Annotated in this window: 37 protein-coding genes and 1 pseudogene; 25 read left to right on the forward strand and 13 right to left on the reverse strand. The window is 36.8% G+C overall.

Going from position 1 to position 26,488, the window contains the following annotated elements:
* Window positions 1-6: 6 nt before the first annotated feature.
* A pseudogene (locus tag H5968_RS14635) lies at window positions 7-1,206 on the reverse strand (IS4 family transposase).
* A gap of 84 nt (window positions 1,207-1,290) precedes the next feature.
* Between H5968_RS14635 and H5968_RS25750 the strand changes: the two are divergent.
* Window positions 1,291-1,416: a hypothetical protein gene (locus H5968_RS25750; RefSeq protein WP_255427141.1), complete on the forward strand. Its 126-nt coding sequence runs from the start codon at window positions 1,291-1,293 to the stop codon at window positions 1,414-1,416.
* A gap of 92 nt (window positions 1,417-1,508) precedes the next feature.
* Here the strand turns inward: H5968_RS25750 and H5968_RS14640 are convergent, their stop codons facing one another.
* The 4 genes from H5968_RS14640 to acnB form a co-directional block, all read right to left on the reverse strand.
* The gene (locus H5968_RS14640; RefSeq protein ID WP_187040539.1) at window positions 1,509-3,527 is read right to left on the reverse strand and encodes an ATP-binding protein; all 2,019 of its coding nucleotides are present in this window, start codon (window positions 3,525-3,527) and stop codon (window positions 1,509-1,511) included.
* 158 nt (window positions 3,528-3,685) lie between these two features.
* Window positions 3,686-4,027 carry a XisI protein gene (locus H5968_RS14645; RefSeq protein WP_187040540.1) on the reverse strand — a complete coding sequence of 114 codons (342 nt, stop codon included), beginning with the start codon at window positions 4,025-4,027 and terminating at the stop codon, window positions 3,686-3,688.
* Window positions 3,997-4,428, reverse strand: a complete 432-nt coding sequence (locus tag H5968_RS14650; protein ID WP_187040541.1) for a XisH family protein — start codon at window positions 4,426-4,428, stop codon at window positions 3,997-3,999. Before H5968_RS14650 ends, H5968_RS14645 begins: the two co-directional genes overlap by 31 nt.
* Before the next feature lie 92 nt (window positions 4,429-4,520).
* Complete coding sequence (gene acnB, locus H5968_RS14655; RefSeq protein WP_187040542.1) at window positions 4,521-7,088, reverse strand: bifunctional aconitate hydratase 2/2-methylisocitrate dehydratase; 2,568 nt, start codon at window positions 7,086-7,088, stop codon at window positions 4,521-4,523.
* Window positions 7,089-7,235: 147 nt separating this feature from the next.
* On the opposite strand from acnB, the gene H5968_RS14660 reads away from it, so the two are divergent.
* The 5 genes from H5968_RS14660 to H5968_RS14680 all read left to right on the forward strand — a co-directional run bounded on the left by H5968_RS14660 (window position 7,236) and on the right by H5968_RS14680 (window position 9,607).
* On the forward strand, window positions 7,236-7,652 hold the full coding sequence (locus H5968_RS14660; RefSeq protein WP_187040565.1) for a XisH family protein: 417 nt from the start codon (window positions 7,236-7,238) through the stop codon (window positions 7,650-7,652).
* Complete coding sequence (locus H5968_RS14665; RefSeq protein ID WP_187040543.1) at window positions 7,640-7,984, forward strand: XisI protein; 345 nt, start codon at window positions 7,640-7,642, stop codon at window positions 7,982-7,984. Before H5968_RS14660 ends, H5968_RS14665 begins: the two co-directional genes overlap by 13 nt.
* 65 nt (window positions 7,985-8,049) lie before the next feature.
* Entirely contained in the window at window positions 8,050-8,802 is a 753-nt protein-coding gene (locus H5968_RS14670; RefSeq protein WP_187040544.1) for an HNH endonuclease, read from the forward strand.
* 147 nt (window positions 8,803-8,949) lie between these two features.
* Window positions 8,950-9,183, forward strand: coding sequence for a hypothetical protein (locus H5968_RS14675; RefSeq protein WP_187040545.1), 234 nt, complete (start codon window positions 8,950-8,952; stop codon window positions 9,181-9,183).
* Window positions 9,170-9,607, forward strand: a complete 438-nt coding sequence (locus H5968_RS14680; RefSeq protein WP_187040546.1) for a PIN domain-containing protein — start codon at window positions 9,170-9,172, stop codon at window positions 9,605-9,607. Before H5968_RS14675 ends, H5968_RS14680 begins: the two co-directional genes overlap by 14 nt.
* A gap of 167 nt (window positions 9,608-9,774) precedes the next feature.
* Here the strand turns inward: H5968_RS14680 and H5968_RS14685 are convergent, their stop codons facing one another.
* Entirely contained in the window at window positions 9,775-10,152 is a 378-nt protein-coding gene (locus H5968_RS14685) for a hypothetical protein (RefSeq protein WP_096571731.1), read from the reverse strand.
* A 528-nt stretch (window positions 10,153-10,680) separates the two neighbouring features.
* Complete coding sequence (locus tag H5968_RS14690) at window positions 10,681-11,739, reverse strand: NAD(P)/FAD-dependent oxidoreductase (protein ID WP_096572833.1); 1,059 nt, start codon at window positions 11,737-11,739, stop codon at window positions 10,681-10,683.
* A 102-nt stretch (window positions 11,740-11,841) separates the two neighbouring features.
* On the opposite strand from H5968_RS14690, the gene H5968_RS14695 reads away from it, so the two are divergent.
* The 7 genes from H5968_RS14695 (at window position 11,842) to H5968_RS14720 (ending at window position 16,273) form a co-directional block, all read left to right on the forward strand.
* Window positions 11,842-12,684: a YaaW family protein gene (locus H5968_RS14695; protein ID WP_096571730.1), complete on the forward strand. Its 843-nt coding sequence runs from the start codon at window positions 11,842-11,844 to the stop codon at window positions 12,682-12,684.
* Window positions 12,666-13,997 carry an O-antigen ligase gene (locus H5968_RS14700; protein ID WP_187040547.1) on the forward strand — a complete coding sequence of 444 codons (1,332 nt, stop codon included), beginning with the start codon at window positions 12,666-12,668 and terminating at the stop codon, window positions 13,995-13,997. Before H5968_RS14695 ends, H5968_RS14700 begins: the two co-directional genes overlap by 19 nt.
* A gap of 317 nt (window positions 13,998-14,314) precedes the next feature.
* Window positions 14,315-14,803 (forward strand): hypothetical protein, encoded by a 489-nt coding sequence (locus tag H5968_RS14705; protein WP_187040548.1) that lies wholly within the window; start codon window positions 14,315-14,317, stop codon window positions 14,801-14,803.
* 63 nt (window positions 14,804-14,866) lie between these two features.
* Window positions 14,867-14,998 carry a hypothetical protein gene (locus H5968_RS25755; protein ID WP_255427142.1) on the forward strand — a complete coding sequence of 44 codons (132 nt, stop codon included), beginning with the start codon at window positions 14,867-14,869 and terminating at the stop codon, window positions 14,996-14,998.
* Entirely contained in the window at window positions 14,995-15,552 is a 558-nt protein-coding gene (locus tag H5968_RS14710; RefSeq protein WP_187040549.1) for a Uma2 family endonuclease, read from the forward strand. The genes H5968_RS25755 and H5968_RS14710 overlap by 4 nt, the downstream gene beginning before the upstream one ends.
* Window positions 15,553-15,653: 101 nt before the next feature.
* The gene (locus tag H5968_RS14715) at window positions 15,654-15,881 is read left to right on the forward strand and encodes a DUF2281 domain-containing protein (protein WP_137666290.1); all 228 of its coding nucleotides are present in this window, start codon (window positions 15,654-15,656) and stop codon (window positions 15,879-15,881) included.
* Entirely contained in the window at window positions 15,878-16,273 is a 396-nt protein-coding gene (locus tag H5968_RS14720; RefSeq protein ID WP_096571722.1) for a type II toxin-antitoxin system VapC family toxin, read from the forward strand. The genes H5968_RS14715 and H5968_RS14720 overlap by 4 nt, the downstream gene beginning before the upstream one ends.
* Here H5968_RS14720 and H5968_RS14725 read toward each other — a convergent pair.
* Window positions 16,241-16,426: a hypothetical protein gene (locus H5968_RS14725; protein WP_187040550.1), complete on the reverse strand. Its 186-nt coding sequence runs from the start codon at window positions 16,424-16,426 to the stop codon at window positions 16,241-16,243. The two genes, H5968_RS14720 and H5968_RS14725, sit on opposite strands and share 33 nt — an antisense overlap.
* On the reverse strand, window positions 16,419-16,694 hold the full coding sequence (locus H5968_RS14730) for a hypothetical protein (RefSeq protein ID WP_187040551.1): 276 nt from the start codon (window positions 16,692-16,694) through the stop codon (window positions 16,419-16,421). Before H5968_RS14730 ends, H5968_RS14725 begins: the two co-directional genes overlap by 8 nt.
* A 169-nt stretch (window positions 16,695-16,863) precedes the next feature.
* Here H5968_RS14730 and H5968_RS14735 point away from each other — a divergent pair, with 169 nt between their 5' ends.
* The 9 genes from H5968_RS14735 to H5968_RS14775 all read left to right on the forward strand — a co-directional run bounded on the left by H5968_RS14735 (window position 16,864) and on the right by H5968_RS14775 (window position 19,916).
* On the forward strand, window positions 16,864-17,079 hold the full coding sequence (locus tag H5968_RS14735; protein ID WP_027400994.1) for a hypothetical protein: 216 nt from the start codon (window positions 16,864-16,866) through the stop codon (window positions 17,077-17,079).
* The gene (locus H5968_RS14740; RefSeq protein WP_187040552.1) at window positions 17,076-17,528 is read left to right on the forward strand and encodes a type II toxin-antitoxin system mRNA interferase toxin, RelE/StbE family; all 453 of its coding nucleotides are present in this window, start codon (window positions 17,076-17,078) and stop codon (window positions 17,526-17,528) included. The genes H5968_RS14735 and H5968_RS14740 overlap by 4 nt, the downstream gene beginning before the upstream one ends.
* Before the next feature lies 1 nt (window position 17,529).
* Window positions 17,530-17,868, forward strand: a complete 339-nt coding sequence (locus tag H5968_RS25760; protein ID WP_255427143.1) for a XisH family protein — start codon at window positions 17,530-17,532, stop codon at window positions 17,866-17,868.
* 91 nt (window positions 17,869-17,959) lie between these two features.
* Window positions 17,960-18,178: a type II toxin-antitoxin system HicB family antitoxin gene (locus H5968_RS14750; protein ID WP_002765634.1), complete on the forward strand. Its 219-nt coding sequence runs from the start codon at window positions 17,960-17,962 to the stop codon at window positions 18,176-18,178.
* A gap of 2 nt (window positions 18,179-18,180) precedes the next feature.
* Window positions 18,181-18,369, forward strand: a complete 189-nt coding sequence (locus H5968_RS14755; protein ID WP_187040553.1) for a type II toxin-antitoxin system HicA family toxin — start codon at window positions 18,181-18,183, stop codon at window positions 18,367-18,369.
* Window positions 18,370-18,712: 343 nt separating this feature from the next.
* Complete coding sequence (locus tag H5968_RS14760) at window positions 18,713-18,931, forward strand: hypothetical protein (RefSeq protein ID WP_096571719.1); 219 nt, start codon at window positions 18,713-18,715, stop codon at window positions 18,929-18,931.
* A gap of 4 nt (window positions 18,932-18,935) precedes the next feature.
* Window positions 18,936-19,334, forward strand: coding sequence for a PIN domain-containing protein (locus H5968_RS14765; RefSeq protein WP_137906231.1), 399 nt, complete (start codon window positions 18,936-18,938; stop codon window positions 19,332-19,334).
* A gap of 173 nt (window positions 19,335-19,507) precedes the next feature.
* Entirely contained in the window at window positions 19,508-19,714 is a 207-nt protein-coding gene (locus H5968_RS14770; protein ID WP_187040554.1) for a prevent-host-death protein, read from the forward strand.
* Between the two features lies 1 nt (window position 19,715).
* Window positions 19,716-19,916: a Txe/YoeB family addiction module toxin gene (locus H5968_RS14775; RefSeq protein ID WP_187040555.1), complete on the forward strand. Its 201-nt coding sequence runs from the start codon at window positions 19,716-19,718 to the stop codon at window positions 19,914-19,916.
* A 132-nt stretch (window positions 19,917-20,048) separates the two neighbouring features.
* On the opposite strand, the gene aroB is transcribed toward H5968_RS14775, so the two are convergent.
* The gene (aroB, locus tag H5968_RS14780; RefSeq protein ID WP_187040556.1) at window positions 20,049-21,146 is read right to left on the reverse strand and encodes a 3-dehydroquinate synthase; all 1,098 of its coding nucleotides are present in this window, start codon (window positions 21,144-21,146) and stop codon (window positions 20,049-20,051) included.
* A 148-nt stretch (window positions 21,147-21,294) separates the two neighbouring features.
* Between aroB and petL the strand changes: the two genes are divergently transcribed.
* On the forward strand, window positions 21,295-21,387 hold the full coding sequence (gene petL, locus H5968_RS14785; protein WP_187040557.1) for a cytochrome b6-f complex subunit PetL: 93 nt from the start codon (window positions 21,295-21,297) through the stop codon (window positions 21,385-21,387).
* A gap of 111 nt (window positions 21,388-21,498) precedes the next feature.
* On the opposite strand, the gene bioB is transcribed toward petL, so the two are convergent.
* Window positions 21,499-22,500, reverse strand: a complete 1,002-nt coding sequence (bioB, locus tag H5968_RS14790) for a biotin synthase BioB (RefSeq protein WP_187040558.1) — start codon at window positions 22,498-22,500, stop codon at window positions 21,499-21,501.
* A gap of 76 nt (window positions 22,501-22,576) precedes the next feature.
* Between bioB and H5968_RS14795 the strand changes: the two genes are divergently transcribed.
* Both H5968_RS14795 and H5968_RS14800 read left to right on the forward strand, forming a co-directional pair.
* A complete protein-coding gene (locus tag H5968_RS14795) occupies window positions 22,577-23,146 on the forward strand; it encodes a GNAT family N-acetyltransferase (RefSeq protein ID WP_187040559.1) in 570 nt (189 codons plus the stop codon).
* Window positions 23,147-23,387: 241 nt separating this feature from the next.
* Window positions 23,388-24,836: a YdiU family protein gene (locus H5968_RS14800; protein WP_187040560.1), complete on the forward strand. Its 1,449-nt coding sequence runs from the start codon at window positions 23,388-23,390 to the stop codon at window positions 24,834-24,836.
* Between the two features lie 44 nt (window positions 24,837-24,880).
* Here the strand turns inward: H5968_RS14800 and H5968_RS14805 are convergent, their stop codons facing one another.
* Together H5968_RS14805 and H5968_RS14810 are read right to left on the reverse strand one after the other, a co-directional pair.
* Window positions 24,881-25,936, reverse strand: coding sequence for a glycerate kinase (locus tag H5968_RS14805; protein WP_187040561.1), 1,056 nt, complete (start codon window positions 25,934-25,936; stop codon window positions 24,881-24,883).
* Window positions 25,937-26,129: 193 nt separating this feature from the next.
* On the reverse strand, window positions 26,130-26,462 hold the full coding sequence (locus H5968_RS14810) for a DUF565 domain-containing protein (RefSeq protein ID WP_137666309.1): 333 nt from the start codon (window positions 26,460-26,462) through the stop codon (window positions 26,130-26,132).
* Window positions 26,463-26,488: the final 26 nt, after the last annotated feature.

A 26,488-nucleotide genomic window follows, 5' to 3' on the forward strand; every position in this document is an offset into this window, starting at 1 on the left:
AGGTGGCTAAACAGCTTGTTTCATAAGGGATAGAGCCTGAAAGCCACGTTGAAAAAAGAGGCGTTTATGCGGCTTGAGAGCGATTAAGTTCAGAGCTAAATCAGCCCATAATTCCATGCCATAAATCCATAATTGTCCGTAGAGAGCAAAGCCAAAATCACTCTGACGTGGGTACTTATCCTAGTGTTGTTGAATACGTCCGGCATAAATCTCTATACCTAATTTTTTCATCCGCTGACCGTACATAGTGGCCAAACTATAAGCAATAATAATCAATAAGACTAAAGCTAAAAAACGAGTTTCATTCACTTTAGTGTCCTCTAAATTATAGCCACCTGTTTTACAATCTTTAAAGAACTGTTCAATTCCCCATCGGCATCTATAAAGACATAAAGTTTGTTTCAGAGTTGGCAGATTTGTTAAAATATACCAAGGTTCTTTTGGTCCTTTTTGACGATATTTTCTCTTCCAATAAACAGCAATATTAAATAAGCCTAATTCATCCCCTTTACCACATTTAACTCCCTCATAAAACTTCGACATTCCTGGCTTAAATCCTTGGTTTTTAAGCACTTGATATTCTTGTCCTGGGTTTTCCTGAAAATGAAGGTCTTTCTTCTGACGTAGAGCAAAGCACACTCCTTGCTCATCAAGCCATTTAGCAAGTTTTGGACTATGAAATTCTCTATCTGCTAACACCACAATTCGACATTTTTTTAACAACTTTATTGCCGTTTTTATTAATCTTTTTTGGGTTTGTAAATTACTATTTCCGACATGATTTAATGTTTCCCAATATAGTGGTAAGGCATGAGTACCCCATACCAATGTCACCATAAATATGTTTCGCCCCTTCCACTGTGTTCTATCCAATGCTACCATCCAATAACCATATTTTTGATATTGTTTTTTATGAAAATAACGCCGCTGTTCTCGATTCAGTTGCTTTGGTGTTAACGATTGTCTAATCCAATATTTTATCAACGGAAACCATAATAATTTTACGCAGAGTTTCCCTATTGCTAAAAATCTTTGTAGATTGCGTTTCCTGCTTTCATATTGAATTGGTTGGGGAAATAAACTTGCCAATTTTGACAGTTTTACTTGGCGATGAGCTTGTATCAATAACAACAATATCTCTAGTGTCAGATACTGCTGTTCACTTAAATGCTTTCGGAAAATTGTTTGATATGATTGTGGTAACATTTTGTTGTTTTGGGGGCTTCCTTGCCCCTATTTTTTTCCCTCCTTATTTTCTCAAATTATTGCCACATCTCATCTTCAGCCCCCTTGTCACCCGTTAAGGTCAATCATATAACAAAAAAAGCGATCGCTCTCTCTCCCTACCTACACCAAACAGCGATCGCTCCTCATCCCACTTACATCAAACAGCGATCGCACTTCCATCATCCCTAAAAACCGTGATCGCGTTTCTCATTATTCCAAAACAAAGGAGTGCGCTTGTCTGTAATCACGTAAAAAGCGATTTTGAAAATAAAAATTACTAATTAATCTTCATAATCTTCATATTTTTTAAGTTGTTTATCTTGAGTATATTCAGGATCATTAAGATACTCAATTAATTCTTGTAAAACAATTATATCCATGCTATCTCCACGTGTTTCAAGATTAGACATTCTATGTGTAACACCATGATAAGGTCTATACTCCAGATAGTCTTCATGTAGTGTAGTTGTAATTTGATAATTTTTCCGCCACTCTTCTCCTGTTTCCCAAACTACAACCAAGTTTATATCTTTGGAATTTTTTGTTCCTGTCTCTATATCCTCAATTAATCCATTTAATGAATACTTGTACTCTAAAACTTGAGGTGCAGACTGAAATGGTAATACTTTTTGAGATTCATAATTTTCTAAATTTTCCTCCTGAACTCCTAAAGGATTTTCGTTTTTATCATAAATATGTAAATGATTTTTATCTATAACTATCCTATATAAACTATCATAATCAGAACGTTCATTCGTTGCCATTATTTTGATACCACGAATAACGCCACCAGCAATCATCTGATTAAAGAGTGCTATTACATCTTGTTCTCGAGATGGCATAGATGTAATAGAAATTTCTTGTGTTGGGTTGAAAAAGTTTTTATTAACTATATTTAATGGATTTTGTTGTTCATGTTCTTCCATTTCCTTTTTCCAATCATCAATTCTTTTTTGTATTAATATATCCTCTCTACTTTTTCCAGTGCCAGTAGGTTTTAAACATTTATGATACCTAAATAAAACATCTACCAAACGAGAAGCAATTTTTTGTGCGAGTTCTTGCAATTGTTTTTTATAGCTTTTTCTACCTAAATCTGGTGTATAGTTTTCAAAGTGAATCAAAACAAAAGCATTGTTTTGACGACTAATATTTTGTCCCAACGGAATTTGAATTGTTTCTCCTTGGGGCATATTATTTGATGCTAATTGTATTCCACCAGATAAAACTTTATTTCCTATTCTATAGCTTAAATCACGACTAAAATTATTCCAATGATTCACTGACCAAACATAAGCACAATACACATAAGGTTTATGTTTTTCTAGAAGCTCTTTTTCCTCTTCTTCTAATTTTAGTTTTAGTTCCTTATGAGAATCAGATGAGGAAAAATTCCACTCACCATAAATAACCGACTTATTCATAAATGTCTTAGGTAATTCATTATAATCTTTATGTCTATCTAGTAATTCTTGTTTCTTTTGCTGTATGGTTTCATAACAAATACATTTTGATTTCTGAGTAGTTTCATGAATCCATAGATAAGTAGGACTTGTTATTGATTCTCTAGTTAATTTTCCATTTTTATCAAATACATCTAAAATAACCTCTAATTTTTCAGTGGGTTTAATAGATCCTAATGCGGTTTTAAGTCTTAAAACTTTTAGCCATGAACTAGCTTCTTTCATTCCTACCCAAGTGAGGTTTTTAGGAAAAGTATTTTTATCAAATTCAAGACAAATGGAAACACCTGTATCATTATTTTCCACAATTGTTCTAAAGTATGGATCTAAAGGTTCTTTATCAGGAGTTACTTGAGGTCTTCCTAAAGAATTATCATCATCATCTACCCACTCTCTTGCATTAACCATTTTCCCAACAGCACTATAATTAGCAGTTTTTGTACACAGTTGAATATAATTAAATCCATAGGCTAAATAAGTCGCTCCAACACCTTTATGTCCACGATTTTTGTTATTTTTAAAAGAAAAAAATGGAGTTAAAAATGATTTGAATTGTTTTTCATCTAAACCTGTTCCATTATCTGTTACCATTAGTATATTTTTTTGTAAATTAATGGTGATCCAAATTTTTGGAATATAATTATCCTCTTTAGTAGCACGTTTTTCTACAGAGTCCATAGAATTTTGAATAGTTTCAGAAAAGGGATCGTACCATCCTGCATAGGATGTTAAAATACCTTTGATTTGATTTTTAAGGGATTTTAGTTTTACTTCTGCATCAGCTTCGGTTTTTGCTTCAAGAGGATCAAATGAGTCAAAAGGTTGGAATGATTGCATAGTTAGGGTGTTTTTATCATTGTGTGGGTAATTAAGAGTTTGGAATTTATTGATCAAGTTGAAACATTAAATTCCACACTATTCAACTATACCAGAAAATCTTCAATTTTAAGTATTTTCTCCACAGTGATAACCCAGCAGCAACCCTCCAAACCTCTCTAAGCCACAGCAAACTCTGTAAACTTCCGAGTTTCAGGATCATGAAAAGCTAAAACAATATCCTCTTTTGGTACACCTTCCCTTAATAACTCCGTTGCTATTCCTTCCTCAGTCCAATCTTCCTCAATGTAAATCTTCTGATTTTTAATACGAACATAAACATGAGTATTATTAACTCTTTTTTTGTTAACCCAATCAATACTACGCCAAAAATAATGATGATTATTGTCATCAAAAATTAAACAATTTTCCGGGTGAAAATCAGGAGCTTTTTCAACAATTTGATAATATTCTGTTAAGATTTTTTTGATTATTTCTCCATATCTTGTGAGCTTATCCATGATACAATTTCCTCCTGTTCGTTATTAAAAACAATAAACTCTACCTGATGGCGTTTAACAATAGCTTTAACTGATTTCCTTTGAAAAAAGGTCTCAAATACCGTATCTTTGACAGCTAAATAAATTGCATAATGTTTTTCAGATAAATCTAAAATATCACGATATACAATATATTGTCCTAATGCCAATTCAAAATCCCTCATCGGAGAAGGATTAATAAAACTTTTTATTTCTACAACAATGGTACGATTATTTTGTTCAGCTAATAACGTTTTCTCCGCAAGTAGATCAGCATAAAGTTGGGCATCTTCGTATTGTAAAAAATAAGAATCGGCTAAAATTCTCCAACCATCTTTAATTAAAGCATTTTTAACCGCATCATGGTAGATATCCTTTGCCATTTTTCTCCCTAGTTTAAGATCATTTACTCTTCCCCACATAACATAAATTATAACATTTCAGGTGAGTCCATCCAGACCCACCCTCAACTATATTATACCAAAGCTGCCTGTTCCTCCTTACTAATCACCCTACCTTCATCCTCAAAACCAACAATTTGATCAAAATTCAAATAACGATACAAATTATCCGCAAAAGGATGGATTTTCTCACCCACAATATCCAAATATTCCTGCACATTAGGAAGTCTTCCCAACAACGCACAAACTGCCGCTAATTCTGCCGATCCTAAATACACTTGTGCGCCATTTCCCATGCGATTATTGAAGTTACGAGTAGAGGTAGAAAACACAGTAGTATTATCTTCCACTCTCGCCTGATTTCCCATACACAAACTGCATCCAGGAATCTCAGTTCTCGCTTTTGCACCTACGAAAACATCATACACACCTTCTACCTTTAATTGGTGTTCATCCATTCTTGTAGGTGGTGCGATCCATAACCTTGCTTTTACCTCACCTGCACCTTCTAAAACCTTGGCAGTTGCCCGATAATGACCGATATTTGTCATACAAGAACCTACGAAAACTTCCTGTACTGGATCATTCGCAACTTCCGATAATAATTTAACATTATCGGGGTCATTGGGAGCAGCAACAATTGGTTCTTTGATCTCGTTTAAATCAATCTCAATTATTTCTGCATATTCCGCATCTCTATCGGCTGACATTAACTGCGGGTTGGCTAACCATGCTTCCATTTTTGCTACTCTTCTCATGATGGTTCGCGCATCAGAATAACCCCGTGCTACCATATTTTTTAACAGGGCAATATTTGACCGCAAATATTCGGCAATGGTTTCTTCACTCAATTTAATTGTACATCCAGCACAAGAACGTTCTGCGGAAGCATCTGTTAATTCAAATGCTTGTTCTACTTTTAAATTGGGTAAACCTTCAATTTCCATGATCCGTCCAGAAAAAACATTTTTCTTGTTCTTTTTCTCGACGGTTAATAATCCTTTTTGGATGGCAACATAAGGAATAGCGTTAACAATATCTCTCAAAGTTATTCCTGGTTGCAATTCTCCTTTAAATCTTACCAAAACTGATTCTGGCATATCTAAAGGCATTACACCCAATGCACCCGCAAACGCAACTAACCCAGAACCCGCAGGAAAGGATATTCCCAAGGGGAAGCGGGTGTGGGAGTCTCCACCTGTTCCCACGGTGTCGGGTAACAACATCCGGTTTAACCAGGAGTGAATGATACCATCCCCAGGACGCAACGCTACACCACCACGGGAGGAAATGAAGTCTGGTAGTTCTTGGTGGGTTTTAATATCCACTGGTTTGGGATATGCTGCGGTATGGCAGAAACTCTGCATTACTAAGTCTGCACTGAAACCTAAACAAGCAAGTTCTTTTAACTCATCTCTGGTCATGGGTCCTGTAGTGTCCTGAGAACCCACTGTAGTCATGATGGGTTCGCAAGAAGTACCGGGACGTACACCGGGTAAACCGCACGCCTTCCCGACCATTTTTTGCGCTAATGAGAAGCCTTTTCCAGTATCCTTGGGTTGTTGAGGACGGATAAATAAATTGCTGGGTTCTAAACCTAATGCTTGACGGGTTTTGTCGGTGAGGGTACGTCCAATTAATAGGGGGATACGTCCACCGGCGCGAACTTCATCTAAAATGGTATCAGGTTTAAGGGTGAAGGTGGAAATAACTTCTCCCGCAGCGTTGGTAATTTCACCTTTGTAGGGGTAAATTGTGATCACGTCACCGGTTTCCATTTTGGTGACATCGCATTGTATGGGTAATGCACCTGCATCTTCGGCTGTGTTAAAAAAGATAGGTGCGATCGCACTACCTAAAACGTAACCACCGGCGCGTTTATTGGGAACGAAGGGAATATCATTACCTAAATGCCATAATACAGAATTGATTGCTGACTTACGAGATGAACCTGTACCGACAACATCACCGACGTAAGCTACAGGATGTCCTTTTTTCTTCAAGTCTGCAATGGTGTCTAAACTTCCCGGTTGACGGGTTTCTAACATTGCTAAAGCATGAAGGGGAATATCAGGACGGGTGGTAGCGTGAGTTGCGGGTGATAAGTCGTCGGTGTTGGTTTCTCCAGGAACTTTGAAAACGGTAACGGTGATAGCTTCGGGAAGTGTGGGACGCACAGTAAACCATTCTGCTGCTGCCCAAGAGTCTACCACTTTTTTAGCGAATTTGTTGGTTTTAGAAAGTTCTAAAACATCGTGAAACGCATCATAAACTAAGAGAATTTTGCTTAATGCGGTGGCAGCGTTTTCTGCTACAGGGGAAGAAAGTAAATTAATCAGTGATTGTACGTTATAACCGCCTACCATTGTACCTAGTAATTCTACTGCTTCGATAGCAGAAATTAAAGGACTGGTAATTTCTCCTTTAGCAATAGCAGTGAGAAAACCAGCTTTAACGTAAGCAGCTTGATCTACTCCGGGGGGTATGCGATCGCGTAATAAATGTAATAATAACTCTTCTTGTCCTTGGGGGGGATTTTTGAGTAATTCACATAATTCTGATGTTTGTTTTGCATCTAATGGTAAGGGGGGAATACCAATTTGGGCGCGTTCTTGGGTATGTTGTTGATATTCTGCTAACATGATTTAGCTTTTCTCCTCTCAATGTCTTGTTTTCTTTATTTTATTGTAAAGGAAATGTTACAGGAGTTACTGGTAAACGAATTTGTCAGATATAAACAGTTTATAGTTTATAATCAGATTATTAAAATTTTACTAAATTTAACTTTTATGTCAGCCAGGGATACCTACCATGAAGCAATTAAAAATGCCTTAATCAAAGATGGTTGGATGATTATTCGTGATCCTTATACTATTAAATATGAGGAGATCCAATTATTTGCCGACTTATTAGCTGATAGAACTTTAGAAATTGAACGTAATGGACAACAAATTATTGTGGAAGTGAAGAGTTTTATCAGTCGTTCACCCATGCGTGAATTTGAAACAGCTTTAGGGCAATATATTATTTATCGTACCTTATTAAAAGTCATTCTTCCTGAAGCTAAAATTTATGTAGGAGTAAGTCGTAGTATTTATAAATCTTTCTTTCTGCAAAAAGCGATTTCGTTTATCATAGAAGAAAATGGTTTAAGATTAATAGTTGTTGATTTGAATAAGGAGGAAATAATTCAATGGATAAATTAAATCTATATCGCAATGTGATCAAGAAAATTCTCACAGAATATGAACAATTAGCATCACAAACACCTAATCCTGAAGGTGTTGATAGTATATTAGCATTTGATGAACAAAGAGATCAATATCTTTGGTTTCAAACAGGTTGGCAGAATGATCATAAAATTAGAGGTATTACTGTTTATGTGAGAATTAAAAATGAGAAAATTTACATTGAGGAAGATTGGACAGAAGAAGGTATTGCAAATGAGTTATTAACCGAAGGTGTACCAAAGGAAGATATTGTTTTAGCTTTTCATGATCCGGAAACTCGGAAGTTTACAGATTTTGCTGTGGCTTAGGTTTAATAATGTAGGTTATAATAGTTACACAGAATATTTTTAATATTTAAAATAAGTGGTGAATTATGAGAAAACCTGATAATTGGAATAGCCTGATAGATTCATTTAGTAACTGTAATTGTCCCTATGCTTACATAGTAAGTTATTATCTTTCGAGATTTGATAAAGATGCTTATACCAAATTAGGTTTTGGAAATCAAGGGGAAACACATATAAAAATATCATCCATATTTGAAATTCCACCTAATACATTGAAAAATTTTAGAGACGCTTTTGATCCTTATCATGAAAATAATCGTAAAGGTTGGTGGCAGAGAGATTTATGGCGTGTTGAAAAAGAAATTTTTAATGGATTTAAAACATATTCTGAAAATGAATTATATGAGTTAGTATGTAAAATTTTAAGTAATCCAAAACAAGATTTTAAATACTTTTTTGATTCTGATCAATTAACCAGTGAAATAGATAATATCACACTATTTCCTGATGAAGTAAACGACACACAAATTTTAACAGAAGGATCTGTTAGACAAGTAACAGTTAATGCTTATGAAAGAAATAATGAAGCTCGAAAAATATGTATTGAATATTATGGTACAAATTGTTATGTATGTGGGTTTAACTTTGAAAAAATTTATGGTGAAATGGGTAAAGATTTTATTCATGTTCATCATTTAATTCCTTTATCTAAAATTAATCAAGAATACGGAGTTGATCCAATTAAAGATTTACGTCCAGTATGTCCTAATTGTCATGCTATGATACATCGGAAAAATCCACCATATACCATAGAACAAATTAAAAATATTCTTCAATAGCTGATATGGTGAATAGGAAGGAAAAGTGATAGCTTAAGGTCTCATTCTCACAAATAAACCCATCCTGTAAATCCTTAAATCCTGGACATCCTGATTCTGACAATATGCTATAATTAGTTAACCAATAGATATCAAGAACCACCAATTATGACCACAAACATACACTTCCAAGCAAAAGTAAATCACGGGAAAATCGAAATTCCCCTGGAATATCAAGAAGAAATAAACAGCGCGGAAATAGTCGAAATTGTGATTTTACAACCTATCCCCAAAAAGAAACAATTCCCAGCAACAGGAATAATTAGTAACTTAACCACAAACCCGATCAAAATTGCTAATTTTCAACCACTGACTAGAGAAGAAGCAAATGAACGGTGGTAATATGACAAAATACTTTATTGATTCCAATATTTGGCTTTATCGTTTTATCTTAAATAGTAGTGATTCCAACGCCATAAAAAAGCAACAAATAGCTACAACCATTACCAGTCAAGAAAATTTATTAATCAGCACACAAGTTATTAATGAAGTTTGTGCAAATTTAATTCGCAAAGCAGGTTTTGATAACTCACAAATTAAAACTTTAACAGAAGAATTTGCCCAAGGTTGTGAAATTTTACCCGTCTCCCTAGAAACTATTCAATATGCAGCAAAATTACGTGATAACTATTCTCTCTCTTTTTGGGATAGTCTAATAGTTGCTAGTGCAATTTTAGGAAAAGCAAATATTCTTTACTCAGAAGATATGCAGCATAGTTTAATGATTAATAATACCTTACAAATTGTCAATCCATTTTTATCTTAACATCCTGAAAATCCTTAAATCCTGGACATCCTGATTCTGACAACCAAAATCAAGTCTGAAAACCCAATATTGTCATCAATTCCATCAAAGAAATAGTTAGATCCCAGACTTCTGGAAAAAGTCAGGGATCTGATGATAGTCGAAAGTTGTGGAGGAATTAACAGCAATCAACCAAACCAGTTAGAAGGTTGAAAACCTGGTTGAATTGTTTCACAAAGGTGTTGACTAATAAACTCTGCTTTTGCTTGCATGATTGAAAAAATCCCTTGGTGAATCAAGTTTTGTAGATGTAATTTTTGTTCTAAAGGATTACGGGATAACTTGTGATTGAAAAAACTCTCTTTGGGATTTTCAGCAAACTCTATTTGACTCTCAGAAACTCGACTATCAACACCAGGAAGACGATCAATTACAAAAGAAATTAGCTCTTGACGTAAATCAGGAACTGCAAAAACCTGTTGATAAGGTTGGTAGGGGTATGTATGCAAAACACTTTCAATTTCACTAATAACAGATTGCTGTGTTAACTTAACTACGGTTTTCATTTGTTCTTATCTCCTTTTCCATGCAAATAAATGATTGGTGCAACAAAACATTTATCTCAATAGCAATTTGGTAATGATAAGCAGTGATCACCCTTTCCCACACCATACCCGACACCCCCAATTCAAGATTTAATCTTGGCAAGATATCAGATGATTCAAAGTTGATGATATTTAGTTGTAATTTATACCTATTTAAAGATGTTATTTTCAAATAGGAATCCAGCTACTGCTTAATTACCGATGTTAGAGCTATACAAATATAATTATTTCATATTTACGCTATTTTGGTGAAAAACTACACAAAACGCAGCATAAACTATTAGGGATCAATTTTATTTACCTTTATTTACAAAAAATTTTGTTAATTATGCTTAACCTGAAAGTAAAGTTAAACTCACAATAAGATTTACATTACCTCTGATATTATTTCTATATGAAGCTGCTCCTAATTATGCCCCCGTCTGTGGGCTTATTTTGTCTTTCCCCAGAATTATATTCTGAGGGAAAAATTAAAGTGTAATTTACATATTAAAAAAATCTTAAAAAGTCCACATCTTCCATCAATAGATGTTGCAGTTGCTGATCAATTTCAGCAGCAGCAGCTAATCCCGAAACCATTGCTCCTTCTACCAAATTTCCGCCACACCAATCACCACAACAAACTAAAGGTAAAGGAGTATTGGCAGATAAACAAGGTATATCTAAAGGAGTACGAGGAAAAGCATAACGCCAACGATGTACTTGCATCCATTGAGGATTTTCTAACCAGGGAAGTGCTAAATTTTCTGCTGCTTTTTGCAACATATCATTACCAACAGGTTGTAAATCTTGGGTTTCTAGATGTTGTTGAGCGAACTTGGCGCTACTTTGTAACACAAAATGCGGTGGTTGTGATTGGTGACGCTTGCTACTATCGAATCCAATCCATGCTAAATCAGTATGATCATTAAAGGTTAAAGCTTTCCAATGGGGTAAGGGTTGAGAGTTGGGGGAAAATCCCGCCATGACACTAATACAAGGGTAAAACTCAACAGAATGCAAACTATCGAAAAAATCAGCACCCAATAAACTTTTACCCAAAGGCGCTAATAAATCTCCAGCTTGGGGTGCAGGAATAGCAACTATTAAAGCCTTGGCGTTTAATTGTTCATTATTGTCTAAAGTAAGATACCAAGCATTTTCTGTGGTAAGATTAATCTTGATCACACGCTGATTAAATAAAATCTCTAAACCAGGAGTGAGAAATTTAGCAATACTGCTCATTCCCTCTGGTGCAACATAACGCGGACTACAGTTTGCTGGTTGAGATATACCTTCAGTGATGGAAAATTCATAAACTATATCTGTCCAGATTTTCAGAATTTGCCGTTTTTGCAATAATTCCACAAAATTCGTGAATAATTCACCCTTTGGCTTGAGATAACAAGCACCATGATCCGCCCAAGTTTCCTGCAAACGCCGTGTAGCAACTCTTCCCCCCACACCACGAGATTTTTCCACCACTAAAACCCCATAACCAGCTTGACGTAACCGCTGGGCGCAAACTAAACCAGATATACCCGCACCAATGACAACAATATCAGTAATATGAGAATTTGACATATTTCACAATTCAACCTTGACAATAACTATTAAAAGCTAATAGTAGAATAGGGTACAGACTAGCAGCATGGAAGGGAGGATGGGAAATTGGATGAACTAAGGGCGGTACTAGAGTTAGCCACTGAAGAAGAACTACAAGACTTAACAGCTATTCTGTTTAGTCGCAAATTTAATCCCCTAGATTATGTTCACACACCCGAACCCATCGTAGTGCAAAGCCAAGATCGTCAAGCTTGGTTAGATGCAATAGAAAACCGCTTTCGCTTTTTAGCGGCTGATGGGATCACGGTATTACGGGGGCGCACTGATCAAGTAACTTACCGACAAGCATTAATTCAAGTATGTAAATATTTGAAAATTCCTTATTATGAGGATTTAGCAACTGTTGATTTAGAAGCAGAGGTATTTTTGCATCTTTTAGGAAAGGTGTGGAAAAAATTGCCAAAACAAGAACAACAAAAAATTGCCACTAAAATACAACGTCAGTTATTATCATCAGAGGAGCAAAAACCATTACCTCTGTCATTACAAAAAGATCCTTTAGGATTAATTTTCAAAGGTGGTAGTGCTTTAGCTGTAACTTCCGTGATTCAGCCTTATGTACTTCAACAAATTGCCCGTCAATTTGCCATTCATTTAGCTACCTATCAAGTAGCCAAAGAAGCCGCAATTACAGGTACACAAGTAGCCAGCAAACAGTTTCAAAGCTATGTCACAGCACAAATGGCGCGAAGGGGAATGACTGTAAGTGCAGCCCGATATAGTGCAGTTCGCACAGTATTTGCTGTTGTCGGACCAATGATGTGGGCTTGGTTTTTTGCTGATTTAGGTTGGAGAGCGATCGCTACTAACTATGGTCGCATTATTCCCACTATTTTCACCCTCGCGCAAATTCGTCTCACCCGTGCAGAATGTTGGGAGTTAGCTTGAACAAGGCTTTTTATCATCCTGATTCTAGTTTGCAACCTGCGTGGAACAGTCTTCAATTTGGGTTGCTTGTTTTCCCTGTCAATCCATTTTTGGGGGCTGTAACTATTTGTTTGGCATCATTAATAACTTGGGCGAAAAAATACCGCACCATTAGCCAAAAACCCCTGCACAAAGGATTTGCAAGTTTAAGTTTATTGTTGTTGATAACTACCGGGTTTGCCTCTCATAAATTAGAGGCTTTCCTGGGTTTATTCAACTTATTACCTTATTTTTTTGTATTTGCCGGATTAACTTCCCTAATTCAAACACCTGCTCAATTATGGCGAATAGCTTGGATTATGATCATAGGTTCTTTACCTGTGGTAATTATCGGTTTTGGACAATTATTTTTAGGTTGGAGTTTTAAAATACAATTTCTTTGGGTGTTAATAGATTTGACAATTTCCCCTGGAGGAGATCCACCCGGACGCATGGCTTCTGTGTTCATGCACGCCAATACTTTAGCCGCTTATTTAGTGACAATTTTTATTTTGGGTTTGGGTTTATGGCTAGACAATTATCAAAAACTCCAACAAAAAATCCCACAGAAAATCACAACTAATTACCGTCCCATTATTTTCTTAACAATAGCAGTAATTGCGAATTTTATAGCTTTGATTTTAACCAACTCTAGAAATGCTTGGGGAATAGCGATTATTACCTGTTTAGCTTATGCTTTATATCAAGGTTGGCGGTTAGTTGTCGCTGGTTTTTTGAGTATTGCCACTAGCATATTGTTAGCAGCTTTTGCACCAGGAGCGATCGCGCAATTTTTCCGTCGTTTCGTTCCTTATTTTATCTGGGCGCGGTTAAATGATCAAATGTACCCTGATCGACCAGTAGCATTAATGCGAAAAACTCAATGGGAATTTGCTTGGAATTTAACACAACAACATCCCTTTACAGGTTGGGGTTTACGCAGTTTTAGCGGACTCTATAAAACCAAAATGCAAATTGATCCAGGTCATCCCCACAACTTATTTTTAATGTTATCAGCAGAAACCGGTTTAATTACCACTTTGTTATTTTGTGGGTTACTCCTATGGATTTTAATTATTGCTAGTAAAACTCTATGGAAATCAGAATCTTTAGAACCAGAAAACAGAATCATTTTTTTCAGTTATCTACTTGCTTTTATCGGTTGGATAATATTTAATACCGTAGATGTCACAACATTTGATTTACGGTTAAGTACATTATTTTGGGTGTTTTTAGCTGCCCTATGCGGTGTATGTTATCAGTATAAGTCACGTCATCATACCAATTCTATGTAACAGGATGTTTGAAAAGTGTTTAATGTATAAATAAACCCCTCTCCAAACCTCTCCCCGCCGCGGGGAGAGGCTTTGAAACCCCCCTTCCCTACAAGGGAATGGGGGAAGGGGGGTTAGGTTTCTAGAGATTATCGGTTTCATCTAATACTTTTCAAACAACCTCTAAGGTTGCGCTATATTTCCGTAGGGACAATTCATGAATTGCCCCTACCATGTATAATTTGTTGTAATTTGAAAACAATCGTTACAATACTTAATTTAATCGTGTAAATATTTACAATTAATATATTGACCGACAACGGTTGTATTACGATGGATTGATTAACAATAATACCTCAACTATCTATTCTCACTTAATCAGTCCTAGTGGACAAAGTGTATTCTATGATGATGCAGATAGCGATCGCGCTCCCTTCACTCTCACAGAAACAGGAACTTACAAACTAATTATTGATGGTTATTTAGATAACACAGGTGATTACAGTTTCCGGTTAATTGATGCTAGTGCAGCTACAAATTTAGCTTTAAACACTCAAGTTACAGGTACTCTTGATCCAGGGTTAGAAACTGCCATTTACCGCATTACTGGTACTGCTGGACAAAAATTACGGTTTGATTCTTTAATTACTGGTTTTGTGAATGGGTATTGCACACTTTATAAACCAGGTAATCAATATGTTACTAGCTACTATCTTGGATCTGACTTTGAAGTTGATTTACCAGGAGATGGCACTTATTTGTTAGTTGTTGGTGGCTATACAGCAAATGAAACAGTTAACTATAAATTCCAAATTACGGAGGTTTAGATAATTTTAGGCGAGGTGCTTTAGCGAAACGCACCGAAGGTATCGCTTTTTGGGATGTGGGGAGTGCGATCGCTTTTTGGGATGTGGGGAGTGCGATCGCTGTTTGGGGATGTGGGGAGTGCGATCGCTTTTAGGGGATGTGGGAGGGCGATCGCTGTTACAATTAAAGAGATTTTGGAGGGTATGAAGCGATGATAGTTACAGCAATTAGACCCGTAACAATCGAAGAGTTTTTGCAATTACCAGAAACAGAACCTGCTTCCGAATTTATTAATGGACAGATCATACAAAAACCGATGCCTCAAGGGGAACATAGTCAACTTCAGATTGACCTCTGCGAAAGAATTAATCAAATTGCCAAACCTCAAAAAATCGCCAAAGCCTTTCCCGAACTACGCTGTGTTTTTGGTGGATTAGCGATCGTTCCTGACATAGCTGTATTTCGTTGGGAGCGAATTCCTCGATTGTCGTCAGGACGGATTGCCAATCGTTTTGAAATTTATCCCGATTGGGCGATTGAAATTCTCTTGCCCGATCAAAAATATAAACAAGTCCTAGCCAAACTATTACACTGTGCCGAGTATGGGACGGAATTGGGATGGTTGCTAGATGCTGAAGATGAAAGCATTTTAGTTGTAGATAGCGATCGCCGAGTGAGGGAATTTAAAAATAGTGATCGTCTGCCTGTTCTTACAGGGATTTCATTAGAGCTAAACGTTCAAGAAGTCTTTAGCTGGTTGATTTTTTGACAGGATCGCTTTTGGGGATGTGGGGAGGGCGATCGCGAAGCACGACCTAAAAATCATTTGCTAAAATAGAAGTAACTTAAAGTTACAGGAAAAACAAATAAATGATCACTTTAGAAATGGCGATCGCTAAAATTAAACAATTACCTCTTGAACAGCGCAATGAAGTAATTAAATTTATCGAGTTCTTAGAATTTAAAGCAGGAAACATTGATCTTGCTTCCCAAGAAACAAAAACTACAAAAAATTACCCACTGAGAGGAAAACCTATTACCATTGCTAATGATTTTGATGAACCTTTGCCGGAACTTTGGGAAGCATTAGCAGAATGATTTTACTAGATACCCATATTTGGCTATGGTTACTTCACGATCCTAGTCAATTATCACAAGCAGCACAAGCAGCTATTGAAAGTGAAGAATCTCAAAATGGCTTATTAGTTTCCGCTATTTCTGTTTGGGAAGTAGCAGTTAAATCTAGTGTCGGTAAATTAGTTTTGCCTTTACCCATTGATGAATGGTATCAGTTAGCGCAAACTCATTCAGGTATAATCATAGAACCTTTATCACCCATAGATGCAATTGCCAGTACACAGTTACCAGACAATTTTCACAAAGATCCAGCAGACAGAATTTTAGTTGCTATTGCTAGACGTTATGAAATTCCCCTTGTTACCTGTGATGCCAAAATTTTAAATTATCCCCATGTAAAAACGATTTGGTAAATATGCGATCGCTTTTTGAGATGTGGGAGGGCGATCGCTGTTTGGGATGTGGAGGAAGTACGATCGCTGTTGGGATGTGGGAGTGCGATCGCTGTTTGGGGATGTGAAGGGGTGATCGCTTTTTGGGGATGTGGAGAATCGAGAACTAATCATCTCTATTTCCACGAGTTAAATAACGGACTTCCTCCAATAAAATATTAAATCGCTGATCGCTTTCAGCTTGTCTTTGTTTGATCAATTCCATTTCACGCTGATTTTGAGCAGCTACTTGTAGCAATGCTTGAGCCGTTACTCTCAACCCATCTATGCTATCTTTAACTTCAGTTATACTTTCCCTAACTTCAGTTATACTTTCTCGCAACTCAGTCACAATGGAAGCCAAATCATCAAGCATTTCATCATTCCACCGTTGTACAGTCATAGTATGTTCTTAATATTGCAATTAAACTAATATTCTAATTATACCAAAGATATCGCTTTTTGAGAATGTGGAGGGCGATCGCTTTTGGAGATGTGGAAAGTGCGATCACAAAACTTCAAAAAGAACGATACCATTAAATTAAAATAAGTCAAACTAATTAAGTACAGCCATGAAAACATCAGCATTCCAGAAAGCTATTGAGTCAGTCGAAATTTTATCAATAGAAGATCAAGAAATATTACTGAACCTTCTGCAAAAAAGACTGCACGAAGCAAAAAGAACCAAACTATCTCAAGAAATTACAGAAGTTCGTCAGGAATTTTATGAAGGAAACTTTCAATTTGGTTCAGTTAATCAATTCTTAGGAGAACTTGATCAACCATGAACATCGCTTGGACTCCCAAATCATTGCGTTCTTTTAAACGTCTAATCCGAAAATATCCAAATCTTCGACCTCTGATTGAACAAACTTTATTGCAATTAGCTGAAGATCCTTTTTATCCTAGTTTACGTACTCACAAACTAAAAGGTGAGTTAGCTAATGTCTGGTCTTGTTCAATTGACTATAATTATCGTATTTTGTTTGAATTTGTTGAAAATACTGAAGACCAACAAGAAGCTATTTTGTTGCTCAATTTGGGAACTCATGATGAAGTATATCGATACGAAAGTGCGATAGCGAAGCCCACTGAAGGTATCGCTTTTAGGAGATGTGAGAGGGCGATCACTTTTTGGGATTTAGAAATGAATCAAGTGATCTCAGGTGATTCAGGTCAAGAAATTTCAATCGATCTCATTAGTCAACGGATTAGTAAAATCCTAATGAATGTGTGATATGGCAAAATCATTTACTCCTGAACTTAAGAAAATCCTTGATGGAGCAGGTTGCTACTTTGAACGAAGTGGCAAAGGAGATCATGAAATTTGGTACAGTCCACTCACACAAAGAACAGCAGAGAGAATTTTAGCGGCTGAAAAAACTGGTAAAAAAATAGCAGTAGAGATAAAATCATTTTTAGGAGCATCAGAAGTAACTGAATTTCACCTAGCACTTGGTCAATGTCTCAATTACCGTTCAGCTTTGAAATTGACTGAACCTGAGCGGATGCTGTATTTAGCTATTCCCGTAGATGATCGCTTGTTGGGAATGCGATCACTCATCTACCATCTATGATTTGTAGGGGTTTAGCAATACTAACACCTTGCATTTTTGGTAAAAATAGGTTTATAATTCATTATATGTAATTATCTTCAAAAAGAAAATAATGCTAACTACATACACTGCCAAATATACAAAAGTTAATAGCGGCTATATGGGACAACTGATTGAATGGCAAGAAGTTATTACTGAAGGAGAAACCTTAGAAGAATGTAGAATTATGTTACAAGATGCTCTCAAAGAAATGATCATTGCTTATCGTCAACAAAATAAAGAAATTCCCACAGGAAGCTCTTTACTTGAACAAATTCCGGTAGAAGTTTGATTATGTCAGTAAAACGAAAAGATTTAATTAAATATTTAAAAGAAAACGGATATTATTTATTACGGGAAGGTGGAAATCATTCGATTTATACTAATGATCTAAAAACTATTCCTGTCAAAAGACATCGCACAATTGATCGCATTACGGCAAATGCAATTTGCAAACAAGCAGATTTATTACCTAAGTTTTAAATATTACCGGATCTCTCATGGGACGCTTTGCTATTCAGAGAATAGTAGGTATCGCCTTTAGCGATCGCTGTTTGGGGGATGTGGGGGTGCGATCACTTTGAGAGGGTGTTTGAAAAGTTTTGGATCGTGATTTTAGGCACTTCATGATCCCCCCTAACCCCCCTTAAAAAGGGGGGAACTAGAGTCAAAGTCCCCCTTTTCAAGGGGAATTTAGGGGGATCTAGAAATAGTTGATACACCATCAGCGACTTTTAAAACATCCTCTGATGCTTTCAGGGATGGTAAAGGAAATAAACCGAGGTATAATAGAACTAACAAGCAAATAAAGACTAGGAAAATAGATATGATTACAGTAGAATTTCAAACCACTATTGAAAATGGGATGATCAAAATTCCCGAACAGTACCAACAACAGTTAAAACAACCCAATATAGTTAAAGTCACTCTTCAACAAGACACTTCTGAACAGTCTGGAAATTACCTTCAATATTTATTAGAACATCCGTTAAATATAGAAAAATTAACTCCAATGAAACGAGAAGAAATTTACGAAAACGAATAAAAAAATGACATTTTTAGATTCAAATATCTGGATATATGCACTTAATCAGAGTCAAGATATCCGAAAACATCAAATTGCTAACCATCTAGCCACACAAACAGGACTTTATTTAAGTACCCAGGTAATCAATGAAGTTTGTGTAAACTTAATCAAAAAAGGAAATTTTTCTGAAAATCAAATTCAAAATCTTATTCAAGGTTTTTATCAAATTCATCATATCATTGAACTTGATTTGAATATATTGTTAACAGCATCCACATTAAGAACAAAATATTTATTCTCATTTTGGGATAGTTTAATTATCGCCAGCGCACTATCAGTTAATGTGAATCAACTCTATTCAGAGGATATGCAACACGGTTTTACAGTGGAAGGATTACAAATTATTAATCCTTTTCTCTAAGCGATCGCTTTTTTTGGGATGTGAGAGGGCGATAGCGAAGCGCTGCTGCAAGCAGTTCGCTGTTTGGGGATGTGAGAGAGCGATACCTACGGTAAGCTACCGCTAACACCAATAGCTCATCAAAACTTTTGCAATTATAATTGTTAACAACCCAGTAAGTTATATTCGCAGCTATGAATAACGCATTACAATATATTTGTGATTCAGAAGGGCAAACAGTTTCCGTAGTTGTACCCATTGCCCTTTGGCAAGAAATAATGACTGAGAGAGAAACCGCTTATCTATTAAGCAGTTCAGCCATGAAAGCAAGATTACTTGCAGCTAGAAAACGTCAAGAAGGAATTTCTTTGGAAGCAGCCTGTGAAAAACTTGGAATTTGATATGGATGCTTTTGAGGACTTAGCTTGGTGGATCGAAACTGATCGTAAAAAAGCATTAAAAATCATTAAACTAATTCGTGAAGTACAACGTAATCCATTTGAAGGCACAGGACAACCTGAAGCCCTAAAACACGATCTATCTGGCTGCTGGTCAAGGCGAATAGATCAAGAACATCGTCTAGTTTCAATACTGTTCGGTTAACGAAATTTTCTACTTAAACAACCTATTGTATAAAAACAACAAATTGTTGAAGATGTTGGGTTTCGTTCCTCAACCCAACCTTGTATCTTAGAGGAGGTTGCATCTTGCCCGCTAAACTGATGTGGAAATGCTTTAACCTGCCATTTCCTCTAATACCTGCCTCATAGTATCCGTTGGTACTTCGTCTGTCACTTTAACTGCACCTATTTGGGTAGGTAACACAAACCGCACTTTCCCAGATTTGACTTTTTTATCTAATTGCAAAGCATCAATAATCGCTGCAATATCTAAACCTGCTGGTAATTTTGTCGGTAAACCTGCTTTTTGAATCAGTGCATTTTGACGTTCTGTGTCGGCTTTTTGCCAAAGTCCCAATTTTACAGCAATTTCCCCTGCTGCTATCATGCCAATACCCACAGCTTCACCATGTTTCAACAAGCGATAATTGGTTAAACTTTCCACCGCATGGCCGATAGTATGACCATAATTCAAAATTGCCCGCAGTCCAGATTCTTTTTCATCTTGACTGACAACATCTGCCTTCGCTTGACAAGAATGAGTTAATATGTAATTTATCAGGTCGGATTTTACATAGCGGAGTTGGTCAAGGTGCTTACTCGCTTCCAATTGAGTAAACAATTCAGCGTCCCAAATTACGCCGTACTTGATCACTTCCGCCATTCCCGCCCTAAATTCGGCTGCTGGTAAGGTTTTCAGGACTTCAGGATCTATTAATACTAAACTGGGTTGGTGAAATGCACCGATCAAGTTTTTACCTTGAGGATGGTTAACGCCGGTTTTACCACCTACAGATGAATCTACCATTGCTAATAAGCTGGTAGGAACTTGGACAACATTAATTCCTCTTAACCAAGTAGCAGCAGCAAACCCAGTCATATCACCAACCACACCACCACCTAAAGCGACCATCGTTGAGGAACGTTCTAACCGATGTTCTAAGGCCACATCATAGATTTTTTGGATGGAGTTTAAAGTTTTGTAGCGTTCTCCAGGGGGGAGATTGTAGTGAACCACATCAAAACCAACATTTTTTAAAGAGGCGATCGCCCTTTCCCCATAATGTTTAAATATCATCGGGTTAGAAACCAACAGTACCTTTTTACCCAGTTTTAAACCCGTCATCTGTTCACCCAGTTGATCTAAACTCCCTGGTGCAACACTAATTTCATAAGAATTTTCTGGTATATCAACTTTAATTACAGAACTCATTTAACAACCCTGATATCATCACAATTTCGCGTATTTTATCGCAGTTTGGTAATTGATAATTTTTCTGTCACCTGTCACCTGTCACCTGTCACCTGTCACCTGTTTCCATGATTGAATAGAAATAAGTCACTAAACAGGAGTAATACAAATGGCTATCGTTGAATACATTGCATTTTTAGGCGTGTTTATGGGTATCGCAGTTGGTTTATTATTTGGTCTACGTTCCGCCAAGATCATCTAATTCCTAATTATTCACCCTAAAACCCTTTCTAGAGGCGGGTTTTCCCGCCCTTGATAAACAAACTCAAACCCTAACAGGTTTTCTACTCTGTCACCTGTAACCTGTAACCTTTCACCTGACCACAGCAGCAGGTTTTTTCCCCTGCTTCTCAAACGGTGGCCGCATTTCCAAACCCAATAAATTCAACATATCCCGATCTGCATCATAATCAGGACAGGGAGTAGTCACCGTCAACATCTTATTATCATCACTGGAAAAAATCGAATTAGCACCCGCCATAAAACATAAAGCTTGTTCAACTGGGGAAAGTTTCGCCCTTCCCGCACTTAAACGCACATCAGAAGTGGGCATAATAATTCTAGCAGTAGCAATCATCCGCACCACTTCCCAAATAGGTACTTCTGGCTGATTTGCCAACGGTGTACCCTCAACCTGTGAGAGAATATTAATAGGTACTGATTCGGGATGGGGTTGTAAATTAGAAAGGGTGTATAACATTCCTACCCGGTCCTCAATGCTTTCACCTAAACCGAGAATACCACCAGAACACACGGTTACATTAGTCGTGCGGACGTTTTCAATGGTGTTTAGGCGATCGCCATAGGTCCGAGTAGTAATCACAGTGCTATAATATTCCTCAGACGTATCTAAATTGTGATTATAAGCATATAATCCCGCATCTTCCAACCTTTGAGCTTGGTTTGCAGTTAACATCCCCAAAGTGCAGCAAACCTCTAAACCCATCGAGGTGACATCTTTTACCATATCCAGGACTTGCTCAAACTGGGAATTATCCCGCACTTCACGCCAAGCAGCACCCATACACACCCGACTTACACCGGTTTCCTTTGCTTTTTTAGCAATATTTAACACCGTATCCTTTTCTAACAGTGCTTCCGGTTTTACCTCGGTTTTATAGCGTGACGACTGAGCGCAATAACCACAATCTTCCGGGCAACCACCAGTTTTAATAGATATCAACTTACAAACCTGTATTTGTTTAGGATTATGAAATTGCCGATGTACAGTAGCAGCTTGATAAACAAGCTCTAGAAATGGTGTATTATAAATAGCCAAAATCTCATCTTTTTGCCAATTGTAGCGTATTCCCACCGTGACTATCCTTTTTTAGAATGTTACCAAAATAAACAAAATTACAGCAAAAACAGCAAAATAATAATTTTAGTATATGAAATCAGAACTGCCACTAATTAAAACTAACCGCTTATTTTTAAAAGTAGCTACTTCCGAAGATATACCGCAAATCATCAAATATTTTACTATAAATAAAGACCATCTTACTCCATTTTCACCTACTTGGGCTGATGGTTTTTTCACAGCAGAATATTGGCAATATCAAATTGAGCAATATCATCTAGAAATTATTCACGGTTGCGGTTTAAGATTCTTTATACATCATCAAAACCACCCCAAAGAAATAATCGGCGTTCTCAACTTCAGTAATTTTATACGCGGAGCAGCTAGTTTTTGTAATGTTGGATATAGTTTAGCAGAAGCAGCACAAGGTCATGGTTACATGACAGAAGCATTAAAAGCGGGAAATAAATATATATTTAATGAACTAAATTTTCACCGGATCATGGCCAATTATATGCCCCATAATCGCCGTAGTGGTAATGTATTAAAAAGAGCAGGTTTTGTAATTGAAGGATATGCTAGAGACTATTTATTAATTAATGGTCAATGGGAAGATCATATACTTACCAGTTTAACTAACTATAAATGGAAACCGTATTAACAGGAGTCAGGAGTCAGGAGTCGTAGGGGCGAAGCATTTGGACGACAAATTATCAATTTTATGAAAAGGCTATTTTCCGAATGCTTCGCCCGTACAGGAGTCAGGAGTCAGGAGTCAGGATAAAGAATTGATGTTTTAACCCTATTCCCTATTCCCTATTCCCTATTCCCTATTCCCTATTCCCTATTCCCTATTCCCTATAATGTAAGATAAAGAGAACACCAATTAAAAACTACTAAAAATGACACTTGCTGAAACTCCAAATCCCACCACTTCAAGTAATCCTTTACTATCACTTAAATATGAAAGTGCCTTAGAATCATTAGGTAATGATTACTATGATGAAGTCGCAGCCGAGGAATTTCCTCAACACATTTTGCGCTGGCGTAATAATGCAATTTTACCACGCTTAGGACTTGAAGCAACAACAGTAAAAGACGAAGATTTTATTCACGCATTTGGTAAATTTCAAAGCAGAAAACCATTTTTAGCATTGCGTTATCACGGTTATCAATTTGGTGAATATAACCCCCATTTAGGCGATGGTAGAGGGTTTCTTTACGGACAAGTTAGGGGAATAGATGGGGAATTATATGATTTTGGGACAAAAGGTTCAGGAAGAACACCTTACTCCCGTGGTGGTGATGGAATGCTCACTCTGAAAGGAGGAGTTAGAGAAGTTTTAGCCGCAGAAGCATTACATCGTTTAGGTGTGAAAACTTCCCGTTGTTTAAGTATGATTGAAACCGGGTTAAGTTTATGGCGTGGTGATGAACCTTCTCCCACTCGTTCCTCAGTCATGATTAGAATGAGTAAATCTCATATTCGGTTTGGAACTTTTGAAAGATTGCATTATTTAAAACGACCTGATTTAACTCAAAAATTGTTAGATCATGTGATTGATGAATATTACCCAAACTTGAAAAATGAAGATGATAAATATGCTTTATTTTATGCTGAATTAGTCAAAAGAGTAGCCGAGTTAGTAGCACAATGGATGGCAGCAGGTTTTTGTCATGCAGTTTTAAATACTGATAATATGTCAATTACCGGCGAAAGTTTTGATTATGGACCTTATGCTTTTATTCCTTCCTATGATCTATACTTTACTGCTGCTTATTTTGATTATTATCGCCGCTATTGTTACGGACAGCAACCAAGTATTTGTCATCTGAATTTAGAACTATTGCAAGAACCGTTAAAAGCAATCATTGATCTTGCTGATTTGCATCATGGTTTAGGTAAATTTGCCGAATACTATCATCTGGAATATCGAAATTTAATGTTGAAAAAGTTAGGTTTTGAAGATAGTAACTTAGCGGAAGGTGATGATTTATTAGATTTGACAGTGAGTTTTTTGAAAGATAGTCAAATTAATTATCATCAATTTTTCGCAGATATGGCGCAGACTTTTTCTATGAAATGGCGTGATGAACCAGCTTTAGTAATGAATGGTTCTGATATTGTCCCATCTGTAGGTTCATCAACTATTTTTGATAATTGGTGTCTGCTTTATCATAAAATCCTGAATAATTTTGACCCTGAGCAAATGCAGACAATTTCCCAAACTTTAGCTAAATATAATCCCCAAGCAAATTTATTAAGACCAGTGATTGAGTCTATTTGGCAACCAATTGTAGAAGAGGATAATTGGCAACCTTTTTATGATTTAGTCAAAGGATTTCAATAGAACGTTTGATTGAGATTCTGATGGTTAAACAGGTGTAATCTCAGTTAACATTTGTCAGAGTGATAACTAGAGATTGCACCAAAAGAGTGATCAGTATTCACTTGAATGACTAAATCAACTTTCGAGGATCTTAATAATGGCTTGATCAATAATTCTGGATGTAATGAACGCCAAAAGTAATTGACAAATGCCTCGATTTGTGAATCATTCATGCCAGATTTACCAGCAGCGATCATTTTCCTTTCTGCTTGTTTACGCCATTCTAAAGAACAACGATAATCGCTGGGATCAAGTGCTATCAAGCTATCTAAGCGTTGCCATAGTGGTAAATAAGCTTGCAGTTGGTGATTCATGTCACGAGCAAAAGCCCGATCATCATCTGTGATAATGGGGGGTGGTGCGGTAGTAAAAGCTTGGGGATCAATGGGTAGTACACCCACAAACCAACCTTCAAACAGGACTATATCAATGTTGGTGACAATTTCTGGGGTAGAGCGATCGCCAGCACCAGAGAAAGCCGATTTATCGAAGCGGGGAACTGTCACAGGACTGTTGCCTTGACGAATTTGATCGAGTACACTTAAACCTAAGTCGATATCGTGAGTTCCTGGTGGACCACGCCAAATCAAACGGGGATCTTGCTGCGTTAAAGTCAAGCGATCGCTGTATGTTTTGTATAAGTCATCCAAAGATAAACTTAAAGTAGAGTATCCCAACTCCTGAAGAATCAAACTGAGAATCCGGGACATTGTGGTTTTACCAGTACCTTGTCCACCTAAAATCCCCTGAATGAAAGGTCTGCCTAACTTTTGTCGCTGGGATGCAATTTTTATTCCCAACGGTAGCCATAAATCCCACAATACCTGTAACATAGCCTGAATGGGAATTTGCAGGTTATTTTCACAAAATTGGCTAAAAGCAGGGAAAACCGATTTCAGTAGCTGCGATCGCTCTTGAATAACTTGAGTTACATTGTGGGGGGTAATATTAAAAACATTTGCCCTCACAGGATCAGCCAGTGTTGCTGCTTGTGCTAACACTTGCCAATCAGCATCTATTTCACCTGTGAGCAAAAATTCATTTAGCCACTCACTGAGCATAACTAGCACCCATTACCAACATAACTTGATCAATTGATAATTGACAATTGATAATTGATAATTGTGTCATTCAACAGTGACAAACTTTCATTTCCAGGTGAAAAAAGCCAAAAATTCCGCTTTGTCAAGACTATGACTTGAACATGAGAGGTAATTGTCAATTTTTCATTGTTAATTGTCCATCATTGAAATCTTACGAACCCAGCTTAAAGGCTTCTAAGAATAGACTGTAGATGAAACCAACTTTCAGAAAGTTCAGAGTTTCCACCCACAGAGCTTGTCTAGCCAAAAAGCGGCGACTGTAAAAAATCCTGCTGGTGATCTCCGTTAGTAGAACCAAAAAAGCAGCGGACACCATATCCAACTCGGCCTTTTGTCCAGCGGTAGTAGATACTGCCGATCCCATAAAAAAACCAAATAACCAACTGATTAAAAGTAGGGATAAGCGCCGCCAAGGATTAACAAACCATTGCTCCACACTCCTAGCAATGGTACTGAATAGGTTGTTAAGACGAGTATTTTGCATATTGGGGACTGGGGACTGGGGAATGG

Origin of the sequence: Sphaerospermopsis sp. LEGE 00249 (assembly GCF_014299995.1) — a bacterium.
Taxonomy (GTDB): domain Bacteria; phylum Cyanobacteriota; class Cyanobacteriia; order Cyanobacteriales; family Nostocaceae; genus Sphaerospermopsis; species Sphaerospermopsis kisseleviana.